General features: G+C 70.4%; 27 protein-coding genes, 1 tRNA gene and 1 riboswitch. Of the genes, 13 read left to right on the forward strand and 15 right to left on the reverse strand.

Annotated elements, in window-relative coordinates:
- The first annotated feature begins 29 nt into the window (after window positions 1-29).
- Together ACYBSK_RS04025 and rdgB are read left to right on the forward strand one after the other, a co-directional pair.
- Window positions 30-419, forward strand: coding sequence for a hypothetical protein (locus tag ACYBSK_RS04025; protein WP_457475432.1), 390 nt, complete (start codon window positions 30-32; stop codon window positions 417-419).
- Between the two features lie 53 nt (window positions 420-472).
- A complete protein-coding gene (gene rdgB, locus ACYBSK_RS04030; protein ID WP_460245188.1) occupies window positions 473-1,078 on the forward strand; it encodes an RdgB/HAM1 family non-canonical purine NTP pyrophosphatase in 606 nt (201 codons plus the stop codon).
- A 326-nt stretch (window positions 1,079-1,404) separates the two neighbouring features.
- Here the strand turns inward: rdgB and ACYBSK_RS04035 are convergent, their stop codons facing one another.
- The 4 genes from ACYBSK_RS04035 to ACYBSK_RS04050 all read right to left on the reverse strand — a co-directional run bounded on the left by ACYBSK_RS04035 (window position 1,405) and on the right by ACYBSK_RS04050 (window position 4,749).
- Window positions 1,405-2,115: a DUF1707 SHOCT-like domain-containing protein gene (locus ACYBSK_RS04035; RefSeq protein WP_460245189.1), complete on the reverse strand. Its 711-nt coding sequence runs from the start codon at window positions 2,113-2,115 to the stop codon at window positions 1,405-1,407.
- A 5-nt stretch (window positions 2,116-2,120) separates the two neighbouring features.
- Window positions 2,121-3,131, reverse strand: coding sequence for an ABC transporter ATP-binding protein (locus tag ACYBSK_RS04040; protein ID WP_460245190.1), 1,011 nt, complete (start codon window positions 3,129-3,131; stop codon window positions 2,121-2,123).
- 6 nt (window positions 3,132-3,137) lie between these two features.
- A complete protein-coding gene (locus ACYBSK_RS04045) occupies window positions 3,138-3,884 on the reverse strand; it encodes an ABC transporter permease (RefSeq protein WP_460246955.1) in 747 nt (248 codons plus the stop codon).
- 70 nt (window positions 3,885-3,954) lie between these two features.
- Window positions 3,955-4,749, reverse strand: coding sequence for an ABC transporter permease (locus tag ACYBSK_RS04050; RefSeq protein WP_460246956.1), 795 nt, complete (start codon window positions 4,747-4,749; stop codon window positions 3,955-3,957).
- A gap of 163 nt (window positions 4,750-4,912) precedes the next feature.
- Here ACYBSK_RS04050 and ACYBSK_RS04055 point away from each other — a divergent pair, with 163 nt between their 5' ends.
- Window positions 4,913-7,237 carry a transglycosylase domain-containing protein gene (locus ACYBSK_RS04055; RefSeq protein ID WP_460245191.1) on the forward strand — a complete coding sequence of 775 codons (2,325 nt, stop codon included), beginning with the start codon at window positions 4,913-4,915 and terminating at the stop codon, window positions 7,235-7,237.
- 31 nt (window positions 7,238-7,268) lie between these two features.
- Here the strand turns inward: ACYBSK_RS04055 and sugE are convergent, their stop codons facing one another.
- The 3 genes from sugE to ACYBSK_RS04070 form a co-directional block, all read right to left on the reverse strand.
- The gene (gene sugE / locus ACYBSK_RS04060) at window positions 7,269-7,589 is read right to left on the reverse strand and encodes a quaternary ammonium compound efflux SMR transporter SugE (protein ID WP_457475437.1); all 321 of its coding nucleotides are present in this window, start codon (window positions 7,587-7,589) and stop codon (window positions 7,269-7,271) included.
- A gap of 32 nt (window positions 7,590-7,621) precedes the next feature.
- Window positions 7,622-7,695: riboswitch (guanidine-III (ykkC-III) riboswitch) on the reverse strand.
- Between the two features lie 81 nt (window positions 7,696-7,776).
- Window positions 7,777-8,079, reverse strand: a complete 303-nt coding sequence (locus ACYBSK_RS04065; RefSeq protein WP_326015685.1) for a GroES family chaperonin — start codon at window positions 8,077-8,079, stop codon at window positions 7,777-7,779.
- Window positions 8,080-8,177: 98 nt separating this feature from the next.
- Window positions 8,178-8,516: a DUF3618 domain-containing protein gene (locus ACYBSK_RS04070; RefSeq protein ID WP_457475438.1), complete on the reverse strand. Its 339-nt coding sequence runs from the start codon at window positions 8,514-8,516 to the stop codon at window positions 8,178-8,180.
- 233 nt (window positions 8,517-8,749) lie between these two features.
- On the opposite strand from ACYBSK_RS04070, the gene bcp reads away from it, so the two are divergent.
- From bcp to ACYBSK_RS04095, 5 genes are all read left to right on the forward strand, one after another.
- Window positions 8,750-9,217 carry a thioredoxin-dependent thiol peroxidase gene (gene bcp, locus ACYBSK_RS04075; RefSeq protein WP_327663139.1) on the forward strand — a complete coding sequence of 156 codons (468 nt, stop codon included), beginning with the start codon at window positions 8,750-8,752 and terminating at the stop codon, window positions 9,215-9,217.
- A gap of 173 nt (window positions 9,218-9,390) precedes the next feature.
- Window positions 9,391-10,893 carry a glycine betaine/L-proline transporter ProP gene (gene proP / locus ACYBSK_RS04080; protein WP_457475439.1) on the forward strand — a complete coding sequence of 501 codons (1,503 nt, stop codon included), beginning with the start codon at window positions 9,391-9,393 and terminating at the stop codon, window positions 10,891-10,893.
- Between the two features lie 153 nt (window positions 10,894-11,046).
- Window positions 11,047-11,667: an HNH endonuclease gene (locus ACYBSK_RS04085; RefSeq protein WP_460245192.1), complete on the forward strand. Its 621-nt coding sequence runs from the start codon at window positions 11,047-11,049 to the stop codon at window positions 11,665-11,667.
- Window positions 11,664-12,563 (forward strand): HNH endonuclease, encoded by a 900-nt coding sequence (locus ACYBSK_RS04090; protein WP_457475441.1) that lies wholly within the window; start codon window positions 11,664-11,666, stop codon window positions 12,561-12,563. Before ACYBSK_RS04085 ends, ACYBSK_RS04090 begins: the two co-directional genes overlap by 4 nt.
- A 25-nt stretch (window positions 12,564-12,588) precedes the next feature.
- A tRNA-Leu gene (locus ACYBSK_RS04095) sits at window positions 12,589-12,675 on the forward strand.
- Window positions 12,676-12,796: 121 nt separating this feature from the next.
- On the opposite strand, the gene ACYBSK_RS04100 is transcribed toward ACYBSK_RS04095, so the two are convergent.
- On the reverse strand, window positions 12,797-14,119 hold the full coding sequence (locus ACYBSK_RS04100; protein ID WP_457475442.1) for an SGNH/GDSL hydrolase family protein: 1,323 nt from the start codon (window positions 14,117-14,119) through the stop codon (window positions 12,797-12,799).
- Window positions 14,120-14,591: 472 nt separating this feature from the next.
- On the opposite strand from ACYBSK_RS04100, the gene ACYBSK_RS04105 reads away from it, so the two are divergent.
- Window positions 14,592-15,803 carry a DUF445 domain-containing protein gene (locus ACYBSK_RS04105; RefSeq protein WP_460246957.1) on the forward strand — a complete coding sequence of 404 codons (1,212 nt, stop codon included), beginning with the start codon at window positions 14,592-14,594 and terminating at the stop codon, window positions 15,801-15,803.
- Between the two features lie 209 nt (window positions 15,804-16,012).
- The gene (locus ACYBSK_RS04110; RefSeq protein WP_460245193.1) at window positions 16,013-17,503 is read left to right on the forward strand and encodes an MFS transporter; all 1,491 of its coding nucleotides are present in this window, start codon (window positions 16,013-16,015) and stop codon (window positions 17,501-17,503) included.
- Here the strand turns inward: ACYBSK_RS04110 and ACYBSK_RS04115 are convergent, their stop codons facing one another.
- Both ACYBSK_RS04115 and ACYBSK_RS04120 read right to left on the reverse strand, forming a co-directional pair.
- Window positions 17,504-17,956 (reverse strand): GNAT family N-acetyltransferase, encoded by a 453-nt coding sequence (locus ACYBSK_RS04115; RefSeq protein ID WP_460245194.1) that lies wholly within the window; start codon window positions 17,954-17,956, stop codon window positions 17,504-17,506.
- On the reverse strand, window positions 17,949-19,178 hold the full coding sequence (locus tag ACYBSK_RS04120) for an MFS transporter (RefSeq protein ID WP_460245195.1): 1,230 nt from the start codon (window positions 19,176-19,178) through the stop codon (window positions 17,949-17,951). The genes ACYBSK_RS04115 and ACYBSK_RS04120 overlap by 8 nt, the downstream gene beginning before the upstream one ends.
- 72 nt (window positions 19,179-19,250) lie before the next feature.
- On the opposite strand from ACYBSK_RS04120, the gene ACYBSK_RS04125 reads away from it, so the two are divergent.
- Entirely contained in the window at window positions 19,251-20,261 is a 1,011-nt protein-coding gene (locus ACYBSK_RS04125; RefSeq protein WP_460245196.1) for a GlxA family transcriptional regulator, read from the forward strand.
- A gap of 4 nt (window positions 20,262-20,265) precedes the next feature.
- On the forward strand, window positions 20,266-20,649 hold the full coding sequence (locus ACYBSK_RS04130; RefSeq protein ID WP_457475447.1) for a VOC family protein: 384 nt from the start codon (window positions 20,266-20,268) through the stop codon (window positions 20,647-20,649).
- Here ACYBSK_RS04130 and ACYBSK_RS04135 read toward each other — a convergent pair.
- The 3 genes from ACYBSK_RS04135 to ACYBSK_RS04145 all read right to left on the reverse strand — a co-directional run bounded on the left by ACYBSK_RS04135 (window position 20,646) and on the right by ACYBSK_RS04145 (window position 22,606).
- Complete coding sequence (locus ACYBSK_RS04135; RefSeq protein ID WP_457475448.1) at window positions 20,646-20,951, reverse strand: hypothetical protein; 306 nt, start codon at window positions 20,949-20,951, stop codon at window positions 20,646-20,648. The two genes, ACYBSK_RS04130 and ACYBSK_RS04135, sit on opposite strands and share 4 nt — an antisense overlap.
- A gap of 120 nt (window positions 20,952-21,071) precedes the next feature.
- On the reverse strand, window positions 21,072-21,545 hold the full coding sequence (locus tag ACYBSK_RS04140; protein WP_460245197.1) for a carboxymuconolactone decarboxylase family protein: 474 nt from the start codon (window positions 21,543-21,545) through the stop codon (window positions 21,072-21,074).
- Between the two features lie 833 nt (window positions 21,546-22,378).
- The gene (locus ACYBSK_RS04145; RefSeq protein WP_460245198.1) at window positions 22,379-22,606 is read right to left on the reverse strand and encodes a hypothetical protein; all 228 of its coding nucleotides are present in this window, start codon (window positions 22,604-22,606) and stop codon (window positions 22,379-22,381) included.
- Between the two features lie 320 nt (window positions 22,607-22,926).
- On the opposite strand from ACYBSK_RS04145, the gene ACYBSK_RS04150 reads away from it, so the two are divergent.
- Entirely contained in the window at window positions 22,927-24,048 is a 1,122-nt protein-coding gene (locus ACYBSK_RS04150; protein WP_460245199.1) for a hypothetical protein, read from the forward strand.
- Here the strand turns inward: ACYBSK_RS04150 and ACYBSK_RS04155 are convergent.
- Window positions 23,966-24,193, reverse strand: a complete 228-nt coding sequence (locus tag ACYBSK_RS04155; protein WP_460245200.1) for a DUF397 domain-containing protein — start codon at window positions 24,191-24,193, stop codon at window positions 23,966-23,968. The genes ACYBSK_RS04150 and ACYBSK_RS04155 overlap by 83 nt on opposite strands.
- Complete coding sequence (locus ACYBSK_RS04160; RefSeq protein WP_460245201.1) at window positions 24,193-25,041, reverse strand: helix-turn-helix domain-containing protein; 849 nt, start codon at window positions 25,039-25,041, stop codon at window positions 24,193-24,195. Before ACYBSK_RS04160 ends, ACYBSK_RS04155 begins: the two co-directional genes overlap by 1 nt.
- Window positions 25,042-25,056 lie beyond the last annotated feature (15 nt).

Below are 25,056 nucleotides of genomic sequence, written 5' to 3' on the forward strand. Positions count from 1 at the left end.
CCGTCCGTACTTCAGGGGAGGACCGTTCCATGCCCGCGCGTCACCGCCGTATCGCCCTACTGGCCGCCACCGCGGCACTCGTCGCGATTCCGGCCACCGTCGGCTGCTCGGCCGTCGACAAGGCACTCGACTGTGCCCGCACCGCCGACTCCATCGCCGACAGCGTGACCGACCTCCAGCAGGCCGTGGAGAACGCGTCCAACGACCCGACGCAGGCCGACGAGGCGCTCGACCGGATCGACAAGAACCTCGACGACATCGGCGCCAAGACCGACAACACGGACGTCTCCAAGGCGGTCGACGACCTCAACAAGGCCGTGGACAACGTCCGTACGTCGGTCAACAACGGCGACGGCACACCCGACGTCACCCCCGTCACGGACGCGGCGGGCGAGCTGACGAAGGTCTGCACGTCCTAGGTGTCCTGGGGTCCGACCGCGGCCGCGGGCCCGGGTGGCTGGATACTGGAGGCATGACCCGCCTCATTCTCGCCACCCGTAACAACGGCAAGATCGTCGAACTGCGCTCCATCCTCGCCGACGCCGGCCTGCCCCACGAGCTGGTCGGCGCCGACGCGTACCCCGAGGTGCCGGACGTGCGCGAAACCGGCGTCACCTTCGCCGAGAACGCCCTCCTCAAGGCCCACGCCCTCGCCCGGGCCACCGGCCTGCCCGCCGTCGCCGACGACTCCGGTCTCTGCGTCGACGTGCTCGGCGGGGCGCCCGGCATCTTCTCGGCCCGCTGGGCCGGCAAGCACGGCGACGACCAGGCGAACCTCGACCTGTTGCTGGCGCAGCTCTCCGACATCGACGACGACGTGCACCGGGGGGCCCACTTCGCGTGCGCGGCGGCGCTGGCGCTGCCGGACGGGACGGAGCGGGTGGTGGAGGGGCGGATGCGGGGTGTGCTGAGGCATGCGCCGGCGGGGTCGGGCGGGTTCGGGTACGACCCGATTCTCGAGGTGGAGGGGGAGGGGCGGACGGCGGCGGAGCTTTCGGCGGCGGAGAAGAACGCGATCTCCCATCGGGGGCAGGCGTTCCGGGCGCTGGTACCTGCGGTGCGGGACCTTCTGGGCTGACCGTCCCGGGGCCGCGCCCCCGGCGTTACGCCCCCGGAGCTCCGCCCCGGACCCCGCGCCTCAATCGCCGGCGGGGCTTGATTGGCGGCACCGACGTTACGGCCTCGGGGCTCTGCCCCGGACCCCGCGCCTCAATCGCCGGCGAGGCTTGATTGGCGGCACCGACGTTACGGCCCCGCGCCTCAATCGACGGCGGGGGCTCAATTGGCGGCGGACCGGGCACAATCAAGCCCCTGCGGCGATTGAGCAGCGGGGTCCGGGGCGGAGCCCCGCGGGGTCGACGCGCTCTTCGGCCGACCTGATCCCCGCCCCGGCCCGAGCGGAGCTCAACCGTCGCCGCGCTCCAAGCGATCCCGCCGCCTGGCCTCCTTCAGGCGGCGCCTCTCCGCCCGCGTCACCTTGCGTTCCACACCGACCCCGCCCCAGAAGGCGAAACCGGTGATCACCACGCGCGGCGCGCCCACCTCGCCCGGGACGCCCTCCTCACTGTGGTCGAAGCCGCCCATGATGCCGATGCCGCGCACCACGACCTCCACCCCGGGCGGCACGACGACGTTCATCCCGCCCATGAGGGCCACACAGTTGATCACGATCTCCCGCGCCTCGAAGTCCGCCTCGCGCAGGTCGATCTCACCGCCACCCCAGAACGCGAAACAGTTGAACCGACGCGGCGCCGTCCACCGCCCCTTGCGCTGGAACCCCGACATGATCCCGACGCCCCACGTGGACGTCGCCTCGCCCCGGATCCGCGACGGCCAGTCGACCGCCCCCTCGGGCAGCGGCTCCTTCACGAAGCTCACCGGCCCCGGCGCGCCGCCCGACCCGACCGGCAGGTCCTTCGTCAGCGGCTCCAGCTCACCGTACGTACGCGCCTGGTACGCCGCGTCCAGCCGCTCGCCGAACTCCTCCATGTCGAGCCGCCCCTCCGCGAGCGCGTCCCGCAACCGCTCGGCGACCAGCTCGCGGTCGGCATCGGAGGCGCGCAGTTCGGGGTGGGAGCCGGAGGAGGGCTTCGGGAGACCGGATTCGTCCGTCATGTCAGTCAGCGTACGGAGGATCGGTCCGACGGCGCTACGGATGTGTCCCTCGCATACATCCGCGCGATGACCGCCTCGATGTCCGGCTCGCGCACCGACAGGTCGACCATCGGATACCGCTCCGCGATCCGCGCCACGAGCGGCGCCGCCGACTGCCCCGCCGGGAACGCCAGCCACTGCCGCGCCCCCTCCACCTTCACCACCCGCGCCGACTCCACGTCCAGCGGCGGCAGTTCACGTTCGAGGTCCACGACCAGCGTGCGCTCGGCCGCGCCCCCGCCACCCGCCTCGTGCAGACCCTCCAGCCCGCCGTCGTACACCAGCCGCCCGTGGTCGATGACCATCACCCGGCTGCACAGCTGCTCGATGTCGGTCAGGTCGTGGGTCGTCAGGAGGACCGTCGTGCCGCGGTCCCGGTTCAAGTCCCGGAGGAATTCCCGCACTTTGACCTTCGACACCACGTCCAGGCCGATCGTCGGCTCGTCCAGGTACAGCACCTCCGGGTCGTGCAGCAGCGCCGCCGCGATGTCCCCGCGCATCCGCTGCCCGAGCGACAGCTGACGCACCGGAGCGTCCAACAGGTCCCCCAGTTCGAGGAGTTCGACGCAGCGGGCCAGATTCTCCTCGTAGCGCCGCTCCTCGATGCGGTACATGCGGCGCATCAGACGGTACGAGTCGATCAGCGGCAGGTCCCACCACAGCGTCGTCCGCTGGCCGAAGACCACGCCCATCCGGCTCGCCAGGCGCGCCCGCTCCCGCGACGGGTCGATGCCCGCGACGCGCAGGCGGCCCGCGCTCGGCGTCAGGATGCCCGTCAGCATCTTGATCGTCGTCGACTTCCCCGCCCCGTTCGGCCCGATGTAGCCGACCATCTCGCCGCGCCGCACCGAGAAGCTCAGCGAGTCCACGGCCCGCACCTCTCGCCGCTCCCGCCGCATGAATCCGGTCTTGCGCCGTACGTCGAAGACCTTCTCGACGCCGTCCAGCTGGATGAAGTCCTCACCCGCGAAGGTCATGCCGACTCAGCTCCCTGTGCTGCGATACGTGCGAAGCGCCGCCCGCCACGCGAACAGCGCGACGGCCAGACACACCACCGCCACCAGCGGCGGCGCGAACGCCACCCACCGCGGCAGGTCGAGCGGATAGGGGCGGCCCAGGATGTACAGGCCGGGCAGCCAGTTCACGAAGGCCAGCGGCAGGACGAAGGTGACGCCGCGCAGCAGCGTGTCGCCGAAGACGGTGGGCGGATAGCTGAGCATCGCGTTGCCGCCGAACGTCGCCGCGTTCTGCACCTCGGAGGCGTCCTGCGCCACGATCTGGAAGGCCGCGCCCGCGATGAACACGGCCGTGAAGATGGCGCCGCCGCTCACCACCAGGGCCGGGACGAGCAGCACCTTCAGCGGCGTCCACGCCACGTCGATCGCCGCCAGGCCGTACACCAGCACCACCACGCCCTGGATCACCCGCCCCAGCCTGCGCAGCGCGAACCGGTCCGCCGCGACCTGCGCCAGCACCGGCGCGGGCCGCACCAGGAACGTGTCGAGCGTGCCGTCCCGCACCCGCTGCCCGAGCCGCCCCACCGAACCGAACGCGAGGTCCGCGAGGCCGAACGACGTACCCGCCGCCCCGTACAGGAACGCGATCTCCCCGAGCCCGTACCCGCCCAGCCGGTCCACCTGCGAGAACATCAGCAGGATCCCGACGAACTCCAGACCCGTCACCGCGAAGTTCCCGAACGCCGTCATCAGGAACGACGCCCGGTACGTCATCGTCGACCGGATCCACGCCCCGCCGACCAGCCGGTACGTCCGCAGCCCCGCGCCCAGCGCCGTGCCCCGCTCAGCCACCCTGCACCACCACCCTCCGCGTCGCGACGGACTGCACCAGCCGCCCCGCGCCCAGCAGCACCACCGCCCACGCCGCCTGGAACAGCAGCGCACTGGCCGCGCCCCGCTCACCGAGCAGCACGTCCGCCGGCACCTGCACCAGCGCCGACCAGGGCAGCGCGCGGGCGAACTCACCGAAGGCGCCCGGGAACACGTTCAGCGGCAGCAGCATCCCCGACAGGAACGTCGACACCAGGCCCGCCATCTGCACGACCCCGCTGCCGTCCATCAGCCAGAACGCGGACAGCGACACCAGATAGCGCAGCGCGAAGCTCACCGCCGCCCCGCCGACCAGCGTCAGCAGGAACGCCAGCCACCTCAACGGATCCGCCGGCAGCGCCAGTTCGAAGACCAGCGCCCCCACCGTCATCGGCACGACCCCGCGCCCGAGGAACTGGAAGGCGGCCCGCCCGAGGTCCTGCGCCAGCCACCACAACTGAAGATCCACCGGCCGGTACAGATCGATGGCGATGTCCCCGCTGCGGATCCGCTCCATGAGGTCGGCCTCGAAACCGCCCCCCATCTGAAGCACCATCACCGCGAACATCGCCTGCCCCACCCACACGAACGTGAGCGCCTGCGCCTGGTCGTACCCGCCGAGCCGCGGCCGCTCGTCCCACAGCGCGATGTACGTACACGCGATGATCAGGCCGAACACCGTGTTCGTGAAGACTCCGGCGAGGGTCGCGCCGCGGTACGTCGCGTACCGCCGAAACCCCCCGGCGGCGACGGCCGCGTACAGCCGCACTGCTCCCACACGTCCCCCTCGCGCAACAGGCCCAAGCGCACGAGCCTAGTGAGCCCCCGCGTCGCCTGCCACGAATTTTCCGTGCGGTGTAGCAGTCTTGGATGTCTTATGTGTCATACGAGACGTACGTGACGTACGACGCGGATCAGGAGTTCCACAGGACATGAACAGCGACGAGCCGCACGGCGAGACGCCCGAAGGCCCCGAGGACGCGAGCACGCCCGGTGACACCTCCACCGCGGCCGCCACCGGGGCGAAGGGCAAGGGCAGGCGTCCCAAGCGCACGGGCTGGCGACGCCTCGTGCCCACCTGGCGGATGGTGCTCGGCGGCTTCATCGGCTTCATCCTGCTGTGCGTCGGCCTGTTCGCGCTCGGCTACTTCCTCGTGGACATCCCCGCCGCCAACTCGGCCGCCACCGCGCAGAGCAACGTCTACCTGTACGCGGACGGCAGCCAGATCGCCCGCGACGGCGAGGTCAACCGGGAGAACGTGAGCCTCACGCAGATCCCCAAGCCGGTGCAGCACGCCGTGCTCGCAGCCGAGGACCGCGACTTCTACTCCGAGTCCGCCGTCGATCCGCAAGCCATGCTGCGCGCCGCCTGGTACACCGTCACCGGCAAGGGCAAGCAGTCCGGCTCCACGATCACCCAGCAGTACGTGAAGAACTACTACCTGGGCCAGGAGCAGACCGTCACCCGGAAGGTGAAGGAGTTCTTCATCTCCATCAAGCTGGACCGCGAGAAGTCCAAGGACGACATCCTGGAGGGCTACCTCAACACCAGCTACTTCGGGCGCAACGCGTACGGCATCCAGGCCGCCGCCCAGGCCTACTACGGCAAGGACGTCGAGGACCTGTCGACCGCCGAGGGCGCCTACCTCGCCGCCCTCGTCAACGCCCCCAGCGCGTACGACGTCGCCGCCCACCCCGAGAACAAGGCGGCGGCCACCGCCCGCTGGAACTACGTGCTCGACGGCATGGTCAAGGAGGACTGGCTCGACCGGTCCGACCGCGACACCATGACGTTCCCGGCGCCCGACGCGGCCAAGGCGCCCTCCGGGCTCTCCGGACAGCGCGGCTACATCGTGCAGGCCGTGAAGGACTACATCACCGACAACAAGATCCTCGACGAGGACACCCTCGCGGGCGGCGGCTACCGCATCACCACCACGCTCCAGAAGAAGAAGCAGGACGCCTTCAAGAAGGCCGTCGACGACCAGCTGATGTCGAAGCTCGACAAGGACGCCCGCGACATCGACAAGAACGTCCGCGCGGGCGGCGCCGCCATCGACCCCTCCAACGGCAAGGTCCGCGCCATGTACGGCGGCGTCGACTACGTCAAGCAGTACGTCAACAACGCCACGCGCCGCGACTACCAGGTCGGCTCCACGTTCAAGCCGTTCGTGTTCACGTCCGCCGTCGAGAACGACTCGACCACCCAGGACGGCCGCCGCATCACCCCCAGCACCATCTACGACGGCACCAACAAGCGCCCCGTCCAGGGCTGGGACGGCGGCAACTACGCCCCTGCCAACGAGGACGACCGCTCCTACGGCAACATCACCGTCTCCACCGCCACCGACAAGTCCGTGAACGCCGTGTACGCGCAGATGGCCGTCGACGTCGGCTCCGACAAGGTCAAGCAGACCGCCCTCGATCTCGGCATCCCCGAGAGCACCCCGGACCTGAACGCCTCCCCGTCGATCGCGCTCGGCCCGTCCACCGCCTCCGTGCTCGACATGACCGAGGCCTACGCGACGCTCGCCAACCACGGCGAGCACGGCACGTACACGCTCGTCGAATCGATCTCCAGGAACGGCGAGAAGGTCACGCTGCCCGAGAAGGAGACCCGGCAGGCCGTCCCGCGCGAGGCCGCCGACACCACCACCTCGATCCTCAAGTCGGTCGTCGACGGCGGCACCGGCACCGCCGCCCAGGCCGCGGGCCGCCCCGCCGCCGGCAAGACCGGCACCGCGGAGGAGGACAAGGCCGCCTGGTTCGCCGGCTACACCCCGGACCTCGCGACCGTCGTCTCCGTGATGGGCCAGGACCCCGAATCCGGTACGCAGACCCCGCTGTACGGGGCGACGGGCCTCCAGCGGATCAACGGCGGCGGATACCCGGCGCAGATCTGGGCCCAGTTCACCCGGGCGGCCCTCTCCGGCACCCCGGCGAACGACTTCGACCTGGAACTCCAGGACGGCGCCCAGCAGGAACCCCTGCCCTCGACCTCGGCGACCGGATCGGAGACGGAGACCGCGTCCCCCTCGGACACGGCCTCCGACACCCCCTCGGACACCGCCTCCGAGACCCCCGGCGACGAGACGCCCACCGAGGAGCCCACCGAAGAGGAACCGACGACCGAGGAACCCGGCACCGGAGGCCAGGACGGGGGACAGGACGGCGGCCAGACCGGGGGCCAGGACGGCGGGCAGGACGGCGGTCAGGACGGCGGCGACGGCCTGAACCCGCTGCCCGACATCCAATGACCCGAGGCCGTCGTCGGCCCGGGGCCGCCGCTCAATGACCGGAGGTCATCTTCAGCCCCACGATCGCCACGAGCAGCAGCGCGATGAACCCGATCCGCGCCGCCGACGCCGGCTCGCCCAGCGCCACCATGCCCACGATCGCCGCCCCCGCGGCGCCGATGCCCACCCACACGCCGTACGCGGTGCCGATGGGCAGGGACTTGGCGGCGTAGGACAGCAGCACCATGCTCGCGACGATCCCCGCGCCGGTGAACACGCTCGGCCACAGCCGGGTGAAGCCCTCGGTGTACTTCATGCCGATCGACCAGGCGACCTCGAGAAGTCCGGCGATCACGATCAGGATCCAGGCCATGACTGGCACCTCCGTCAGTGGTTCTCAACAGGGGTGCGTCGTCTTTGCGAAGTACAGCTCAGCCCGGTACGGCGCGTCTCGTCGGGTGCCTCCAAGGTAGCAAAGAGCACATAAAAAGGGCTGGTGACGATGGTCACCAGCCCTTCTCGGTTCCTTCTCGCTACCTTCTCGGTACACGGGGGAACGGCTACAGGTACAGGCCCGTCGAGTCCTCGGAGCCCTCGAAACGGTCGGCCGCCACGGCGTGCAGATCCCGCTCCCGCATCAGCACGTAGGCCACGCCCCGCACCTCGACCTCCGCCCGGTCCTCCGGGTCGAACAGCACCCGGTCGCCCGGCTCCACCGCCCGCACGTTCTGCCCGACGGCGACGACCTCCGCCCAGGCGAGACGCTTGCCCACGGCGGCCGTCGCGGGGATCAGGATGCCGCCACCACTGCGCCGCTCACCCTCCGAGGTGTCCTGCCGCACGAGCACACGGTCGTGCAGCATCCGGATGGGCAACTTGTCGTCGTGGGTGCTGTGCTTATCGGAATGGGGGCTCACGCCGACGAACTTACCTGCCCCACGCCCCGTTGTACGCCGCCGGGTCAGCGCTTACGGCGCCGCGAGCCCACCGTGAGCAGCCCCACGACACCCACCAGGACGATCGTGACCGGCACGATCCGCTCCAGGCGCGGCGCGCCCTCCTCCGAGACGAACTGCCCCTTCACCTCGGAGACCAGCCGGTTCGCCCCGACGTATGCCCGCCCGAGGGTGTGGTCGACCTGCGAGGCCACCTTCGCCTTCGCGTCGCCCACGATCGTCTTCGGGTGCACCCGGATGCCGATCTCGTCGAGCGTCTCGGCCAGGGTGTCGCGGCGGCGCTTGATGTCCGCCTCGATCTGAGCCGGGGTTCGCGTATCCGGGGTATCCGGCGTGCTGGACATGTGCGACACCGCGCTGCCTCCAAGGTCGCTGCTCTCACTGCGTATGAGTAATGGACAGTCTGTCAGTTCACCGCCCGCCCCACCCCCCGGCACCCCCATGCTGCTCTCATCCGGGGGACAACCCCCGTACCCCCGGCCGGGCAAAGCAGCCCAAGATGCTCCGTCGGCACACCGGACGGCGACGTCAGTACGCTCAACCGAGTCCACTTGTCACGACGCCCCAGGAGGCCCCCATGAGCGAGCGACTTCAGCCCGGCGACACCGCGCCCGCCTTCACCCTGCCCGACGCCGACGGCAACGAGGTCTCCCTCGCCGACCACAAGGGCCGTAAGACGATCGTCTACTTCTACCCGGCAGCGCTTACCCCCGGCTGCACCAAGCAGGCCTGCGACTTCACCGACAACCTCGACGTGCTCGCCGAGGCCGGCTACGACGTCATCGGCGTGTCGCCCGACAAGCCGGAGAAGCTCGCCAAGTTCCGCGAGAAGGAGAACCTGAAGGTCACGCTGGTGGGGGACCCGGAGAAGAAGGTTCTGGAGGCCTACGGTGCCTTCGGCGAGAAGAAGCTCTACGGCAAGGTCGTCACCGGAGTGATCCGCTCCACCGTCGTCGTCGACGAGGACGGAAAGGTCGAGCGCGCCCTCTACAACGTGAAGGCCACCGGCCACGTGGCGAAGATCATCAAGGATCTCGGCATCTGAGAATCCCCGCACCCGCTTGAGCGACTCGGGGTGCGAAAGTTCGGTCATTGGCGGAAGTTAAGGGCGAAAGGTTGTGACGAAAGTCCCGAAGGCCGGGGACTTTCGTTTGCAACTGTCAGCACTGAGCAGGTGGAGCCTGGAAAAGCTTTGCAGTCAGAGAAGGGAACCACCCCATGGCCACCGACACCGAGGAAGGGCTGGTGCCCGACCCGGAGGCGGTCAAGCGTCACCGCGCCCTCTTCCGCGCCGTCAGGCGGCGGAAGAACCCGCCACTGCGCCGTACCGACATCACCGTCACGGACGAAGCGGCAGTGAAGCGGGCGGTCAAGGCGGCGTCGCTCGGCAACGCCATGGAGTGGTTCGACTTCGGCATCTACTCCTACCTGGCCGTCACCATTGGCCACGTGTTCTTCCCGTCCGGGAACGACACGGTCCAGCTGATCTCGTCGTTCGCGACCTTCGCGGTCTCGTTCCTCGTACGCCCGATCGGCGGCATGGTCTTCGGCCCGATGGGCGACAAGGTCGGCCGCAAGAAGGTCCTCGCGCTGACGATGATCCTCATGGCCGTCGGCACCTTCGCGATCGGTCTGATCCCGTCGTACGCGACGATCGGCTTCTGGGCGCCGGTGCTCCTCATCGTCTTCCGCCTCGTGCAGGGCTTCTCCACCGGCGGTGAGTACGGCGGCGCCTCGACCTTCATCGCCGAGTACGCCCCCGACAAGAAGCGCGGCTTCTTCGGCAGCTTCCTGGAGTTCGGCACGCTCGCCGGTTACGTCGGCGCGGCGGGCCTCGTCACGATCCTCACCGCGTGGCTCGGCAGCGACGGCATGGAGTCCTGGGGCTGGCGCATCCCGTTCCTGGTGGCGGGCCCCATCGGCCTGGTCGGTCTGTACCTGCGACTCCGCCTCGACGAGACCCCGGCCTTCCAGAAGCTGGAGGACGAGTCCTCGCACCGCGCGACCGACGCCGCCTCCTCGGTCGAGACGACCGCCAAGGGCGACCTCGCGAAGATCTTCCGCGACTACTGGCCGACCCTGATCCTGTGCATCTGCCTCGTCGGCGCGTACAACATCACCGACTACATGCTCCTGTCGTACATGCCGACGTACCTGTCGGACGAGATGGGCTACTCGGAGACGCACGGCCTGCTCATCCTGATCGTCACCATGATCATCCTCATGTGCCTGATCAACCAGGTCGGCAAGCTCTCCGACCACTTCGGCCGCAAGCCGCTCCTCATGGCCGGCATGATCGGCTTCTTCGTCCTCTCGGTCCCGTCCTTCCTCCTGGTCAAGAACGGCGCCCTGTGGGCGGTCTCGCTCGGCATGCTGATGCTCGGCCTCTCCCTGGTCTGCCTCCTCGGCACCATGTCGGCGGCGCTCCCGGCCCTCTTCCCGACCCAGGTCCGCTACGGCTCCCTCTCGGTCGGCTACAACCTCTCGGCCTCGATCTTCGGCGGCACGACCCCCCTGGTCATCACGTCCCTGATCGGCCTGACCGGCTCCGACATGATGCCCGCCTACTACTCGATGGCCGCGGCCCTCGTCGGCGTCATCGCGGTGGCCTGCATGAAGGAAACCGCCCAGAAGCCTCTCGCCGGCTCCCCACCCTCGGTGGAAACGGACGAGGAAGCCGCCGAGCTGGTCGAATCCCAGGCCCCGACCCCGAAGTTCTGACCCGACCCCCTGCTCTACGTGGGCGGGCCACAACCCCCAGAGGGCCCGCCCACACCGGATCGGACCGTTCCGCATTTCGTGCGTGACGGTCCGATTTTCGTTTCGTTGTCCTGTGCGAGACCGCGAACGCGCGGTCGAAGAGGGAGGGCGGGGATGGCGGGGCGGCGGTACACACGGGAACTGCTGGAATCGGCGGCGCGGAGCGCGGGGTCGTGGGACGAGGCGGTGCGGTTCTGCGGGGGCGAGCCAACGGCGGGCAGCCGCCGCTACCTGCGCCAGAAGATGCGCGAGGCGGCAATCGACACGTCGCACTTCCCTCGTCAATGGACGAGGCATACGGATGAGGAATTGCGAACTGCCGTTGCGAAGGCGCGCAGCGTCAAGGACGTGGTGCGCCGCCTGGGCATCAGTAACGTCGGCGGCAACCACGCTCACATCGGTCGCCGGATCACGGCACTCGGCATCGACACCTCGCACTTCGCTCGTGTCGAGTCCCGCCCCAAGGGCTCGCTGGGAAATCCGCTGACCCTGCGGTCTCCGGATGACGGCCGCGTCCCGGGATCGCGTCTCCGTCGCGAGCTGCTACGGCTCGGGGTCCCGGACAGGTGCGCTATGTGCGGACACGCGGAGTGGCGCGAGATGCCGATCCCGCTGGAGGTCGATCACGTCAGCGGTGAATGGTGGGACAACCGCCCGGACAACCTGCGCCTTGTGTGCCCGAACTGCCATGCAGTGACGGACACTTATCGAGGCCGGAAGCGGCGGTCGTCATGAGCAAGTACCCGCGAAAGCTCTTGGAGGAGACCGCTGCGGCCTCCTCCAGCCTGGTTGATCTCATGCGCCGCGTCCACGCTCCTCTGGGCAGCAAGCCACGGCGATATCTGCGCATGCGGCTCGCCCACTACGGCATTGACACGTCTCACTTCCAAGACGAACCCCTGCCTGAGCGGCCGAAGCGGTCGTACTCCAAGGAAGTTCTAGCCGAAGCGGCGGCGCGCTCTACCAGCATCCGCGGGATGTTCCTCCTGATGGGCATCCCGCCAGAAGACGGTCCGTACGAGCATGTGAAGCGCAGACTCAAACTGTTCGGCATCGACACCAGTCATTTCGCGTCACCGCGATCGGGCATCGGCGGCGGTCTCTTCCCCGAGGAGGAAATCACGCGAGCCGTCGCCGCGTCCCGTGGCCTGGCAGACCTGATGCGTCGCCTGGGGCTACCACCGTTCCACGGGGCTGCCCGTGCAAAGGCGTGCCGGAGCATCGACGAGTACGGGCTCTCGACCGAGCACTTCACGGGACAGGGGCACTACGGCGGCGTCCCCTCATCGGCGCGCAAATCAGCCCAGGAAATCCTTGTCCGCCGTCCGGCGGACTCCCGGCGTACCAAGACGGCGCTACTGCGCCGGGCGCTCGACGAGGTGGGGGTCGTGCGCGCGTGCGCCGAGTGCGGGCTCGGTGAACAGTGGCAGGGGAAACGGCTGGTGCTGGAGATCGACCACATCAGTGGCGACAGGCTCGACAACCGGGCTGGGAACTTGCGGTACTTGTGCCCCACCTGTCACGCGCAGACCAGGACTTGGAGCCGCCCGCGGGGCCGTCCTGACGACAGGGCGGCCTCCGGCTCCCCCGGGCGCAAGCACCCGCCGTACACTGGCCCCACGCAACAATGAGAGCGGGCATCATGCCCGCTTTGATGCGGCTGTAGCCAAATCGGTATCGGCGGGCGTTTTAGGGGCGTCTGGGAGAAATCCTGTGTGGGTTCGAGTCCCACCAGCCGCACCACACGCAAGGAAAGGGCACCCACTAGGGGTGCCCTTTCGCGTATCCCGCGCTTATCCCGGGTTCCGTCCGACAAATCCGGCACCGCCTGCACGCGGCAGGTCTCCCGCCGGACCGGTCCCCGCTACAGCTCCGCCCCCGACGACCCCCGCAGCGCGGAAAGGTCCAAGGACTCCGCCATCTTGCGGTAGCCCGCGTCGCTGGGGTGGAGGTGGTCGCCGGAGTCGTACTGGTCGAGGAGGCGGCGGGGGTTGTAGGGGTCGCGCAGGGCGCGGTCGAAGTCGACGTAGCTGTCGAAGACCTTGCCGGCGCGGATCTGCTGGTTCACGGACTGGCGGACCGCCTCCAGGTCCGTGCGGTAGCCGGGGTGGCCCTGGAACGGCATGAGCGTCGCCCCGACCACCCGCAGGCCGCGCCCGTGCGCCTGCTGGACCATCTTCTGGAGTCCGGCGACGATCTTCGAGGCGTCCGTCTGCTGCGGGGTGCGCAGTATGTCGTTGATGCCGAGGTCGATGATCACGGCGCGGACCCCGGCACGGCCGAGCGCGTCCCGCTCGAAGCGGGAGAGGCCGCTCGGGTTGTTGGCGGGGCGGCCGAAGCCGTCGGCCAGTATCCGGTTTCCGCTGATGCCCTGGTTCACGACGCCGTAGCGCGGGGCACCCGACTCCGTGCGCAGCCGCTCCGCGAGGACGTCCGTCCAACGGCGGTTGGCGCCCATCGTGGAGGTGATGCCGTCCGTGAGGGAGTCGCCGACGACGACGACGCTGCCCTGCGCCTCGTTGCTGAGCACGTCGAGCGCGGTCAGATAGCGCCAGTACGGGCTCTGCTGGTTGTAGAGCGTGCCGCTGGGGTCCTCGGTGCGGTCGCCCCGCGCGACGTACGACATCTGGCGGGCCTGCGGGTGGTACGTGACCGGACCGGAGGGCGTCGGCGAGTACGTCGTGACCAGCATGTCCGAGTCGCTGGGCACGGTGATCCGCAGGGCGTCGCTGACGGTCTGCTGGCCGGGCTGGATGACGACCGAGGGGTTTCCGTTGAACGTCAGGCGCCGCATCGTGTCGGACAGCGCCGTCGGGTTGTTGGGTGCCGAGGCCACGGCGATGGAGGCGTGCGTGATGCGCAGCGGCGACTGGCCGTACAGATTGGAGAGGGTGATGCGCGCGGCGTTGCCGCCGACGCTGGTGTGCACGATGTTGCGGATGGAGTGGCCGTAGAAGCCGTTCGTCTCCGTGCCGGGCTCTCCGCCGGCGGGGGAGGCGGACCAGGTGCCGGCCCACGTGCCGGTGGAGGCCGGTGCGGCGGATCCGCGCGGGTGCGCGCCGCCTGCCTGTACGTTGTCGTCGTCGCCGCCGAGGACTCCGGAGAATCCGACGTAGATGGCGGCCGAGATCATCACGACGACCGCGACGAGCGCGGTCAACAAGGCATAACCGTGACGCTTGGTCATGCGGTGTTTGTCTCCTCGAGCAGGGGGAGCCCGAGGCTCCGGTGTGATGAACCCATGATGCGGCATGGGATGGGACCGTCAAACGAGGGGGCCGACACTGCCCCCCTCCGGACAGGTAGACGCCGGGAACCTTTGGTTCGTTCCGGGAGTAGGTCAGGAAGAGACAATGTGTGAGGCGAATGACAGTGGCGGGCGAGGCCGGTGGGAGCCGGGTTCGGTGACAGGCGAGGGCCGGGCCGATGACGGATGCGGAGTGGGCTGAGTGGACGGCGATGTGACACCGGAGGCGCGCGGGGTCGGGGGGACGCGCGGGGCGTCGAGCACGGCGACGAACGTACCTGACAAAGCGGAGGAAGCGGGCACCAGGCAGTCTGCCCGTACGGCACCGGGCCAATCCCGCCCCGCCCCCGCCCGCCGGTTCGCCAACGAGTTCACCGCGGCCGACGAGGAGAAGCGCCGCGGCGTGCGCCGGATGAAGCTGACGGCGACCGGGCTGCTGGTCCTCGTCGCGATCGTCTACGTACTGGCCACCTGGGCCGAGCACGCGGGCGCGGGCGCCTGGGCCGGCTATGTCGCGGCGGCGGCCGAGGCGGGCATGGTGGGCGCGCTCGCCGACTGGTTCGCGGTCACGGCCCTCTTCCGCCACCCCCTGGGTCTGCGGATTCCGCACACGGCGATCATCCCCACGAAGAAGGACCAGCTGGGTGTCTCGCTCGGCGAGTTCGTCGGCGAGAACTTCCTCTCCGGCGACGTCGTACGGGAGCGGCTGCGCTCCGTCGGCATCGCCAGCCGCCTCGGTTCGTGGCTCGCGATGCCCGAGCACGCCGATCGGGTGACGGCGGAGCTGGCGACGGCGCTGCGGGGCGCCCTGACCGTGCTGCGCGACTCCGACGTGCAGGCCATCGTCGGCGAGGCGATCACGCGCCGGGCGGACAACGCGGAGATCGCGCCGGGCCTCGGCAAGATGCTCGACAAGGTCGTCGCGGACGGCGGGCACAAGCGGATCGTGGACCTCGTGTGCGCCCGCGCCCACGACTGGCTGGTGCTCCACTCCGACCACGTGATGGACGCGGTGCAGGGCGGCGCCCCCGGCTGGACGCCGCGGTTCGTCGACAAGCGGGTCGGCGAGCGCGTCTACAAGGAGCTGCTGCGCTTCGTCACGGAGATGCGCGACGTGCCCGAGCACCCGGCGCGCGGCGCCCTCGACCGCTTCCTGGTGGACTTCGCCTCCGACCTCCAGTCCGACTCCGACACCCGGGCCCGCGTCGAGCGCCTGAAGTCGGAGGTCCTCGGCCGGTCCGAGGTGCAGGACATCATCGCCTCCGCCTGGTCCGCGGTCCGCGGGATGATCGTCGCGGCGGCCGAGGACGAGCAGAGCGAGCTGCGGCTGCGGGTCCGGGCGTCCCTGCTCTCGCTCGGCCACCGCATGTCGACGCAGCCGGACGTGCGCGCGAAGGTCGACGGCTGGGTGGAGGGCGCCGCGGTGTACGTGGTGACGACGTACCGCGCGGAGATCACGTCGCTGATCACGGACACGGTCGCGGGCTGGGACGCCGAGCACACGACTCGCAAGATCGAGGCCCACATCGGCCGCGACCTCCAGTTCATCCGGATCAACGGCACGGTGGTGGGTTCCCTGGCGGGCCTGGTCATCTACACGGTCTCGCAGGCTTTCGGCGCGTAGCCCGCGCCACTTCAGCCCCTCCGGCGAGCCATATCAGCCCCTCCGGCGTTTGAGGAGCGGGGTCCGGGGCGGAGCCCCGCAGGCGTAACCCCTGCTCCCCAATCCAGCCCCTCCGGCGTTTGAGGAGCGGGGTCCGGGGCGGAGCCCCGCGGGCGTAACCCCTGCTCGGCGGGGGACTCGGACGACCCACCCCTCAACGAGGAGGGTCAATGCCCGCACCGCACCCCGAGCACCACCGAACCGGCGGCGCCACCGTCACCACCGCCGTCCCCGCCCGCCTCGACCGCCTCCCCTGGTCCCGCTGGCACTGGATGGTCGTCGTCGGCCTCGGCACCGTATGGATCCTCGACGGCCTGGAGGTCACGGTCGTCGGCAACATCGCCGGCCGCCTCTCCGAGTCCGGCAGCGGCCTGCCGATCTCGTCCGCGCAGGTCACCGGTACCGCCGCCGCCCTGTACGTGGCGGGCGCCTGCTCCGGCGCGCTGTTCTTCGGCTGGCTGACCGACCGTTTCGGCCGCAAGAAGCTCTTCCTCATCACCCTGGCGGTCTACCTCGCGGCGACGGCCCTCACCGCGGTGTCGTTCTCCTCCTGGTGGTTCTTCCTCTTCCGCTTCCTCACCGGCTTCGGCATCGGCGGCGAGTACGCGGCCATCAACTCGGCCATCGACGAGCTGATCCCGTCGAACTTCCGCGGCCGCGTCGACCTGATCATCAACGGCAGCTTCTGGCTCGGCGCGATCGGCGGCTCGCTGCTGTCGATCGTCGCGCTCGACACGGACCTGTTCGCGATGAACGTCGGCTGGCGGCTCACCTTCGCCCTCGGCGTCGTCCTCGGCCTGGTCATCCTGCTCGTACGGCGCAACGTTCCCGAGAGCCCCCGCTGGCTGTTCATCCACGGCCGGGCGGAGGAGGCCGAATCGCTCGTGGCGGGCGTGGAGGAACAGGTGCGCGCGGAACGCGGCGGCGCCGAACTCCCGCCGCCCGCCGGGGAGATCACCATCCACCAGCGCAAGAGCATCGGCTTCGGCACGATCGCGCGCACGGTGTTCACGAAGTATCCGCGCCGCACCACGCTCGGCCTGTCCCTCTTCATCGGGCAGGCGTTCCTCTACAACGCGATCACGTTCGGCTTCGGCGCGATCCTCACGACGTTCTTCGACGTGCCGACGGGCAGCACCGGTTACTACTTCGCGGTCATCGCGGCCGGCAACTTCCTGGGCCCGCTGCTGCTCGGCAAGCTCTTCGACACGGTCGGCCGCCGGGTGATGATCTCGTCGACGTACCTGCTCTCCGGGACCCTCCTCTTCGGCACGGCCTGGCTGTTCGACCGCGGTTCGCTGACCGCGACGACGCTGACGGCGTGCTGGTGCGTGGTGCTGTTCTTCGCGTCGGCCGGTGCCTCCAGCGCGTACCTCACGGTCTCCGAGGTCTTCCCGATGGAGACGCGCGCGATGGCGATCGCCTTCTTCTACGCGGTCGGTACGGCGGCCGGCGGCATCAGCGGCCCGCTGCTGTTCGCGAAACTCACCGAGTCCGGCAAGGTCGCCGACACGGTGCTCGCGTTCCAGATCGGCGCCGCGCTGATGTGCCTGGCGGGCCTGGTCGCGGTGGTGTTCGCGGTGCGGGCGGAGCGGCGGTCTCTGGAGGACATCGCGCAGCCGCTGTCGGCGGCGGGGCCGAAGCAGGGGGCGGCGGTCTGATCAGCGGGGACCGGTGGCCGGGCGGCGCACCATGAACACGTCGACGGGGTCCTCGTCGTAGGCGACGAAGCCCTGCCGTTCGTAGAGGCCCCGGGCCCGGCTGCCCCGCAGCACGTCGAGGCGGACGGTGGCGCCCTCCCGGTCGCAGCGCTCCAGCAGCGCGCCGAGGACGGCGCCGCCGACACCCCGGCCGTGCAGTTCCGGGGCGAGGTAGAAGTGCTCCAGCCAGTACTCGGCGCCGTCCGGGCGCAGCGCCACGCATCCGGCGAAGGCTCCGCCGACCTCGATCACCCGGGTGTGCGCGGGGGCGTAGCCGTCGCGGAACCGCTGCCGTACGCGCCGCTCGTCGAACCGTCCGAGCCGCTCCAGGTCGGGGCGCATCACGACGGCGCGCAGCTCGGCGATCGTCTCGATGTCCTCGGGCGCGGCGGCCCGCAGGGTCCAGTCAGCCATGATCGGGAGAGTAGACGGGCACGGGCCGCCCCGATCGCTCGGGCACCGTGGAAGCGCCCGGTGCCCCGCGCCCGATGACGAGCGCGAGCAGCGCCGCGACCGCGCACAGCACACCCGTCCCCACCCACATCAGGTCGTACGACCCGAACACGTCCCGCACCGCGCCCCCGACGTACGCCACCGATCCGGCGCCCACCTGGTGCGCGGCGCTCACCCAGCCGAAGACGACGGGGGCGGAGGCACCGAAGTGGGCGCGGCACAGGGCGATCGTGGGCGGCACGGTGGCGACGTCGAGCAGGCCGAAGGCGACGGTGAAGACGACGAGCGGCGGGTTCACGCTCGCGCTCAGCAGCAGCGGCAGCGCGAGGAGGCTGAGCCCGCGCGCCGCGTAGTACGCGGCGAGCAGCCGCCGCGGGTCCGTGCGGTCGGTCGCCCACCCGGAGCCGATGGTCCCGGCGACGTTGAAGATCCCGATGAGCGAGAGCAGCGAGGCGGCGACGGTCGTCGGCATCCCGTGGTCGTGCGCGGCGGGCGCGAAGTGGGTCCACATCACGCCGTTGGTGGAGGCGCCGCACACGGCGAAGGTCCCAGCCAGCAGCCAAAAGGCGCCGCTGCGCAGGAAGTTGACGTGGGGTCGCGGGATCTTCTCCGTACGAGGGGTGGCGTGCGGATCCCGGACGGTGGCGTACACGAGCGGCAGCGCGCCCGCGGCGGCGAGGGCGAGCCCGTACGCGGCGGCCCGCCACCCCCACTCGTCGATCACCCACGACAGCAGCGGCAGGAACACGAACTGCCCCACCACGCTGGCCGCCGTGAGGATGCCCGCGACGAGCCCGCGCCGCGCCACGAACCACCGCTCGGTGACGGTCGCGGCGAAGGTGGTGGCGGTCGCCCCGGTCCCGACGCCGACCAACACCCCCCAGTAGAGGGCGAACTGCCAGGGCGCGGTCATGGTGGTGGCGAGCAGGGTCCCGGTGGCGATGAGCCCCAGCGCCGCCGTGGCGACGCGGCGCATCCCGATGCGGTCCATGAGGGCGGCGGCGAGCGGGGCGGTGGCCCCGTACACGACCATGTTCACGAGCGAGCCGAACCCGATGTCCGCCCGCGACCACCCCAACTCCTCGTGCAACGGCCCGACGAGCAGCCCCGCGAGCGTGCTGAAGCTGCCCGCGACGACGATGGCGAGCGCGGCACCGGCGGCGACGATCCACTTTCTGTCCATGCCCTCGACCCTGCGCCGCGAGGACGGGTCGGCACGACTGGCCAGATGGCCGCGATGTGAAAGAATTTGGCCATGACGACGGCGCGGCGTGATCGAGGTGCGAGGTCGAGGGTGGCGGTCCTGGTGCGGGACGGTGTCCTGCCCATGGAGCTGGGCCTGGTCCACCAGCTGTTCGGCACGGCCCGGGACCCGTCGACGGGCGAGCGCCTCTACGAGGTGACGACGTGCGCGCCGCGCCCCGGCCGGATCCGCACCGACGCCGACTTCCCGATCTACGCGGAAGCCGGCCTGGCGGCGGTGGCGGCGGCGGACACGGTGCTGGTCCCGGCGTCGCACGAACTGGACGAGAAGCTTCAACCGGGCGGTCTCGAAGCGGAGTTGGCGGAGACACTCACGGAGGCGGCCGCCCGGGGCCGGGTGGCGTCGATCTGCACGGGTTCGTTCGTGCTGGCGGCGGCGGGCCTGCTGGAGGGCCGCCGGGCGACGACGCACTGGATGTCCTCGGAGGCGTTCGCGCGCACGTTCCCGTCGGTGACGGTCGACGCGGACGTCCTCTACGTCGACGAGGGCCGGGTCCTGACCTCGGCCGGGGAGGCGGCGGGCATCGACCTGTGCCTGCACATGATCCGTGCGGACCACGGTTCGGCGGTGGCCGCGGAGGTGGCGCGCCGCACGGTGGTGCCGCCGTACCGGGACGGCGGCCAGGCGCAGTACATCCAGCGCCCCGTACCGGTGGAGGGCCCGGGGTCGACGTCCGGACCGGCGTCGACGGCGCGCTCACGGGCCTGGGCGCTGGGGAGACTGGCCGAGCCCCTGACCCTGGCCGACCTGGCGGCCCGCGACGCCATGTCCATCCGCACGTACAACCGCCGCTTCCGCGAGGAGACGGGCATCACGCCCATGACATGGCTGAACCGCCAACGAGTCGACCGGGCACGGGAGTTGCTGGAACAGACGGACCACACCGTCGACCGCGTCGCGGCGGAGACCGGCTTCGGTTCCGGCACGTCCCTGCGCCAGCACTTCCAGGCGCTGCTGGGGGTGTCGCCGGGGGCGTACCGGGCGACGTTCAGGGGACGATGAGGCCATGAGCGACGCAGCCGAACACCCCATCCGCCGGGCGGTGCCGAACGTAGAGGTCTCAGGAGCGGACGCGATGGCGGCGAACCGCGACTTCTACGGCGCGCTCGGCTTCCGCGAGGCCATGCACATGGGCTGGATCATGACCATGGTCTCCCCGTCCGACCCCACGGCCCAGGTCCAGTTCCTCACGCACGACGCGACGGCGCCGGTCGTGCCGGACATGAGCGTGGAGGTGGCCGACGTGGACGCGGTGTACGCGGCCGTGGTCGCGGCCGGCGCCGAGATCGTCCACGACCTGCGGGACGAGGAGTGGGGCGTGCGCCGCTTCTTCGTACGGGACCCGCAGGGCAAGGTGGTGAACGTACTCACGCACACCCGCGGTTCCTAGGCGCGGCGGTCCACGAGCACGTACGACGCGGCGGCCACGGCACCGGCGACGCCGAGGACGGCGGGCCAGGCCCCGACCTTCTTGGCCAGCGGGTGCGACCCGGCGAAGGCGGCGACGTACGCCCCGGTCAGCGCCCCGGCGACCTTCCCGCCCCGCGTCTTCGTCCACTGCGTCGCGGCGGTCGCCCCGGCCACGGCGAGCACGGCCCCACCGAGCTGCCGCTTCTTGGTGAACCGGGCGGTGGCGTATCCGCCGACGAGTCCGGCGGCGGCTATCGGGGCGGTGGGGAGGGCGCGGGCCATGGGGTGAACCTCCGGGGTCTTCGGGTCGCCGTGCGGCGTGTCTCTTTTGTGAGGTTACGCCCGGCGGCCCGGACGCGGACCTCGGGGGTCGCGTCCGGGCCGCCGGGCGGTACGGGTGTCTCAGGCGAACTGCCCCGGCTGGTAGGAACCGGCGGGCATCTGCACCATCACGTTCATGCGGTTGTAGAGGTTGATGAGGCCGATGAGGGCGACGAGCGCGAGGAGCTGCTCCTCGTCGTAGTGCTTGGCGGCGTTCGCCCACACCTCGTCCGGCACGCCGCCGGCCGCGTCCGCGATCCGCGTCCCCTGCTCGGTCAGCTCCAGCGCGGCCCGCTCGGCGTCGGTGAACACGGTGGCCTCGCGCCAGGCCGCCACCAGGTGCAGCCGCTGCACGTCCTCGCCCGCGGCCGCGGCGTCCTTGGTGTGCATGTCGGTGCAGAACCCGCAGCCGTTGATCTGGCTCGCCCGGATCTTCACGAGCTCCTGCGTGGCGGCGGGCACGCCGGACTCGGCGACGACCTTCCCGGCCGAGTTGATGTGCTTGATGACCTTCCCGGCGAGCGGGCTGGCGAAGGGGTTGAGGCGAGCTTCCATGGTGTGCTCCCGGTCTCGTTGTGTACGTGCTACGTGCCTTGGTGGCGGCTACGTAGATGTGACGGAGCGGAGAGCGGAGATGTGACACGGGCGGATGTGATGTGGGTCTCATGCCTCGCGGGGGCCCGTCGGGGCTCGCCGGGGCTTGCTGGGGCTCGTCGGGGCCCGTCGGGGTGCGGCTCAGCCTCGGGCGGCGGCGAAGCGGTCGAGGGCGGGCCCCGCCGAACTGGCCGATGTCGCCGTACACGCACGGCACACGCCCCCCTCCACCCCCCAGGGCAACGGATCACGACACTCAGGACACTCGTGCACCTGCCGCCAGACCCGCTTCCGCTCGGGCCGCTTCCGTACGAGCCGGTCGCCGACGAGCCGAGCGGCCGAGTACACCTTCGCGGGCAGCCCGACGGTCACGGCGTCGAGGATCTCGGCGGCGGAAGCCCCCCGGTCGAGCCACCTCACCACCTCGGGCACCAGCTCCCGCACGCTCCGCTCGGAGAGCCGCAGCCGAGGGTCGACGACGCCGAGCCGCCGCAGAATGCGGGCGCTCTCGTCGGCGCGCGGATCACACGCGACCTCGGCTTCGGCGGTGGCGGGTCGTGCGGTGGCGGGTCGTGCGGCCGCGGGGAGGGGAGGGGGAGGGTCCTTCCTCCCGTCCTTGTGGAAGTCCTCCCCGGTAGGGGAAATCGCTCCCGGTTCCCCGGTTCCCACCCGCCCGGGAACCGGCTTACGGGCAAACGGCTCACCGGCATCCGTGGAGGGCCGAAGCCCAGGAAGCTCGTACACGTCAACGCTGGAGACGATCCGCTTACTGCGACAGTCCCGCTCGGTCCGCGTCACCCAATACCCAGCTCCCGCAGCTCCTTGACCGCCTTGGACACGGCCAGCCGCCCCTGCGGGAAGCCGTCGCTGAGGGTGCGGACGTTGACCTGGGCGCCGCTGGGCAGCGACAGGACGTACGCGAGAATGCCGCGCGCAGTATGGGAGATCCGGGGATCGCGGATGGCTTTGTTGGCAATGACGGTGAAGTCCCGCTCATGCCGACGGATACGATGAACCTGCATGGGGAGTTGTGGCTCCTTGTGCCGGACCCCCGGAGGTTGCCGCCTCGCGGGGGTCGCCTGTGTCGTGTGGAGTTGTGGTGGTGGCGGGCGCCCGTGAGGCCCCGCTGACGGAGAGTGACACGGGTGGGGCCGCGAACGCAATCCATGGCCTGAGCCCGCAACGCTCCGTATCGCAAGGGGAGTTGGTTGGGGGCTGTGACGCGAAAACGCGGAGGGACTGGCGGGGGCGGTCACGGTGTGGTCCGTGATCAGCCACAGAGCCGCTACGGAGAGGTGGGGAGCGGGTACGGAGGGGGTGGGGGAGGGGGATGAGAGGCGGTGTGAACCAGAACCCCTCTCCAAGCACCAGCGCGCCCGGCCGCTCGCCCTCGACCTCGGCAGCGGCCTTCGCGCGCCATCAGCTGGCCCGCGGCCAGGACGAACTCCTCACTCGCGCGCAGCTGTTGGCCCTCGGGTGCGCCGACTCCACCATCGACTACCGCTGCCGCCGCGACGGCCCGTGGCAGCGTCTGCTCCCCAGGGTCGTACTCCTCCACACCGGCACCCCGACACCGCGCCAGCGCATGCGGGCCGCTCTGCTGTACGCGGGTGAGAACGCCCTGCTCACGGGGCATGCGGCGCTCGCCATGCACAAGTTCCGCGCGGCGCCGCGACCCGAACGGCTGCGCTATATCGACGTACTCGTCCCGTACGAGGGCGTCGGCTCGTCCCGAGGCCCGTCCGGCCGCAGCTTCGTGAAGGTGCACCGCACGCGTCGGATGCCGGACCAGTTCCCGGTGGCGGGCCTACGGTGTGCGGCGCCGGTCAGGGCGGTGGTGGACGCGGTCCCCGGACTGGCCTGCGAGCGTGATGTGACCGCCTTGCTCGCGGAGGCCGTGCAACGTGGTTTCTGCACGGCGGAGCAGATCCTGACGGAGCTCCGCGCGACTCGACGCCGCTTCGCTCCGTACGTCGTCACGGCGGCGTCGCACCTGATCGCGGGTGTGCACTCCGTGCTGGAGGCGGACGCCCGCGCCCTGATCCACCGCTTCGGACTGCCCGAGCCTCTGTGGAACCCGGACCTCCACGACGTCACGACGGGAGCCTTCCTGGCCCGCCCCGACGCCTACTGGCCGACGGAAGGCGTCGCCTTGGAGGTCGACTCCCGCGAGTTCCACCTGGACCCCGCCTCCTGGCGCCGCACCCTCTCCCAACGCAACCGCCTCGCCCGCGCCGGCCTCCCAGTCCTGGCCGTCACGGCGGAGGACCTGCGGGGGCGGGCGGAGGGGGTGGCGGGTGAGATCCGGGTGGCGCTGACCACGACGCGCCACCACCCGGCACCTCCGCTCCTCGTCAACCCGCCACCACGGTCGGCGACGTCTACCGCCCGCCCAGCGGGCCGCGGGGGCCGGCGACCCGAAGGGAGAGCAGGAAGTGGGCCCAGGGGCGGGCGCCGAAGGTAGTGACGTTTCCCTCGGGGTCCTTGGAGTCGCGTATCGCGATGCCGCCGGTGACCGGGCAGGCTTCCACGCACTCAGTCGTATTGGCGCCGCTGTAGGACGACTTGAACCATGTCCGAGCCGCTGGATGTGCGGACCCACCTCGCATTAGAGCTCCTTACGTACGTTCTGGATCACGGCGGCGGAAGCCTCCATGTCCAACGCTTGTGCGCGAAGGTATTCGAACGCAAGCCGGTAGCGCGCGAGTTCCTCTTCCTTCTCAAGGAAGAGGGAGCCGGTGTGGAGGTCCACGTACACGACGTCGAGGGCGGATTCGGCGGCCCCGAGGATCACGAAACTTCCCAGGGCTGCCCCATGAGCCCCCTTGGCGAACGGCAGGATCTGCAGCGTGATGTTCGCCGACTCACTCGCTTCGAGAAGCCGGTCGAGCTGCGCCTTCATGATGGCGGGAGAGCCCACGACGCGTCGGATCACGGACTCGTCGAGGACGGCCCACAGGTGTGGAGGGCTGGGGCGGTCGAGGATGGCCTGCCGCTTCATGCGGATGTTTACGAGGCGCTCGATCTCGGGCTGGGCGAGCCGGACTTCGTTGGCCTTCTGGAGGGCCGTGCTGTACTCGCGGGTCTGGAGCAGCCCGGGAACGTAGACCGAGCAGAAGTGATCCTCGCGGACGGCTTCGTCCTCCAGGGTGAGCAGCAGGTTCATGTCCTCGGGGATGGAGTCGGTGAAGGAACTCCACCAGCCCTGCTGCTTGGCGTCTTTGGCGATCGCGACAACTGCCACTCGTTCGGCCTCGGTCGCGTCGTACTCCCGGCAGAGCGCGTCCACCACGAGCCACTTCACGGGTCCGGCCTGGGTCTCGTACCGGCTGACGGTCGCTTTCGATACGCCGACCAGGTTCCCGGCCTCCTCAAGGGTCAGCCCTTTGCGGGTGCGGAGCTTCCGCATCGTCGCGCCGAGCTGACGGCGCCGCGTGGTGGTCCGGACGGCGGGCATGGACTTCCTCCCGTG

The organism is Streptomyces sp. BYX5S (assembly GCF_054724165.1).

What these genes read in the sequence shown, in the direction of transcription:
- ACYBSK_RS04040 (WP_460245190.1), bottom strand. Translation starts at nt 3,131, where the DNA reads ATGACCTTCGCGGGTGAGGACTTCATCCAGCTGGACGGCGTCGAGAAG.
- ACYBSK_RS04145 (WP_460245198.1), bottom strand. Translation starts at nt 22,606, where the DNA reads ATGCAGGTTCATCGTATCCGTCGGCATGAGCGGGACTTCACCGTCATT.
- proP (WP_457475439.1), top strand. Translation starts at nt 9,391, where the DNA reads ATGGCCACCGACACCGAGGAAGGGCTGGTGCCCGACCCGGAGGCGGTC.
- sugE (WP_457475437.1), bottom strand. Translation starts at nt 7,589, where the DNA reads ATGGCCTGGATCCTGATCGTGATCGCCGGACTTCTCGAGGTCGCCTGG.
- ACYBSK_RS04045 (WP_460246955.1), bottom strand. Translation starts at nt 3,884, where the DNA reads ATGACGTACCGGGCGTCGTTCCTGATGACGGCGTTCGGGAACTTCGCG.
- ACYBSK_RS04160 (WP_460245201.1), bottom strand. Translation starts at nt 25,041, where the DNA reads ATGCCCGCCGTCCGGACCACCACGCGGCGCCGTCAGCTCGGCGCGACG.
- ACYBSK_RS04065 (WP_326015685.1), bottom strand. Translation starts at nt 8,079, where the DNA reads ATGCTGCACGACCGTGTGCTCGTGCGGCAGGACACCTCGGAGGGTGAG.
- ACYBSK_RS04085 (WP_460245192.1), top strand. Translation starts at nt 11,047, where the DNA reads ATGGCGGGGCGGCGGTACACACGGGAACTGCTGGAATCGGCGGCGCGG.
- ACYBSK_RS04035 (WP_460245189.1), bottom strand. Translation starts at nt 2,115, where the DNA reads ATGACGGACGAATCCGGTCTCCCGAAGCCCTCCTCCGGCTCCCACCCC.
- ACYBSK_RS04070 (WP_457475438.1), bottom strand. Translation starts at nt 8,516, where the DNA reads ATGTCCAGCACGCCGGATACCCCGGATACGCGAACCCCGGCTCAGATC.
- ACYBSK_RS04120 (WP_460245195.1), bottom strand. Translation starts at nt 19,178, where the DNA reads ATGGACAGAAAGTGGATCGTCGCCGCCGGTGCCGCGCTCGCCATCGTC.
- ACYBSK_RS04115 (WP_460245194.1), bottom strand. Translation starts at nt 17,956, where the DNA reads ATGGCTGACTGGACCCTGCGGGCCGCCGCGCCCGAGGACATCGAGACG.
- ACYBSK_RS04100 (WP_457475442.1), bottom strand. Translation starts at nt 14,119, where the DNA reads ATGACCAAGCGTCACGGTTATGCCTTGTTGACCGCGCTCGTCGCGGTC.
- ACYBSK_RS04105 (WP_460246957.1), top strand. Translation starts at nt 14,592, where the DNA reads ATGAAGCTGACGGCGACCGGGCTGCTGGTCCTCGTCGCGATCGTCTAC.
- ACYBSK_RS04125 (WP_460245196.1), top strand. Translation starts at nt 19,251, where the DNA reads ATGACGACGGCGCGGCGTGATCGAGGTGCGAGGTCGAGGGTGGCGGTC.
- ACYBSK_RS04155 (WP_460245200.1), bottom strand. Translation starts at nt 24,193, where the DNA reads ATGCGAGGTGGGTCCGCACATCCAGCGGCTCGGACATGGTTCAAGTCG.
- ACYBSK_RS04090 (WP_457475441.1), top strand. Translation starts at nt 11,664, where the DNA reads ATGAGCAAGTACCCGCGAAAGCTCTTGGAGGAGACCGCTGCGGCCTCC.
- rdgB (WP_460245188.1), top strand. Translation starts at nt 473, where the DNA reads ATGACCCGCCTCATTCTCGCCACCCGTAACAACGGCAAGATCGTCGAA.
- ACYBSK_RS04055 (WP_460245191.1), top strand. Translation starts at nt 4,913, where the DNA reads ATGAACAGCGACGAGCCGCACGGCGAGACGCCCGAAGGCCCCGAGGAC.
- ACYBSK_RS04025 (WP_457475432.1), top strand. Translation starts at nt 30, where the DNA reads ATGCCCGCGCGTCACCGCCGTATCGCCCTACTGGCCGCCACCGCGGCA.
- ACYBSK_RS04135 (WP_457475448.1), bottom strand. Translation starts at nt 20,951, where the DNA reads ATGGCCCGCGCCCTCCCCACCGCCCCGATAGCCGCCGCCGGACTCGTC.
- ACYBSK_RS04110 (WP_460245193.1), top strand. Translation starts at nt 16,013, where the DNA reads ATGCCCGCACCGCACCCCGAGCACCACCGAACCGGCGGCGCCACCGTC.
- ACYBSK_RS04140 (WP_460245197.1), bottom strand. Translation starts at nt 21,545, where the DNA reads ATGGAAGCTCGCCTCAACCCCTTCGCCAGCCCGCTCGCCGGGAAGGTC.
- ACYBSK_RS04130 (WP_457475447.1), top strand. Translation starts at nt 20,266, where the DNA reads ATGAGCGACGCAGCCGAACACCCCATCCGCCGGGCGGTGCCGAACGTA.
- bcp (WP_327663139.1), top strand. Translation starts at nt 8,750, where the DNA reads ATGAGCGAGCGACTTCAGCCCGGCGACACCGCGCCCGCCTTCACCCTG.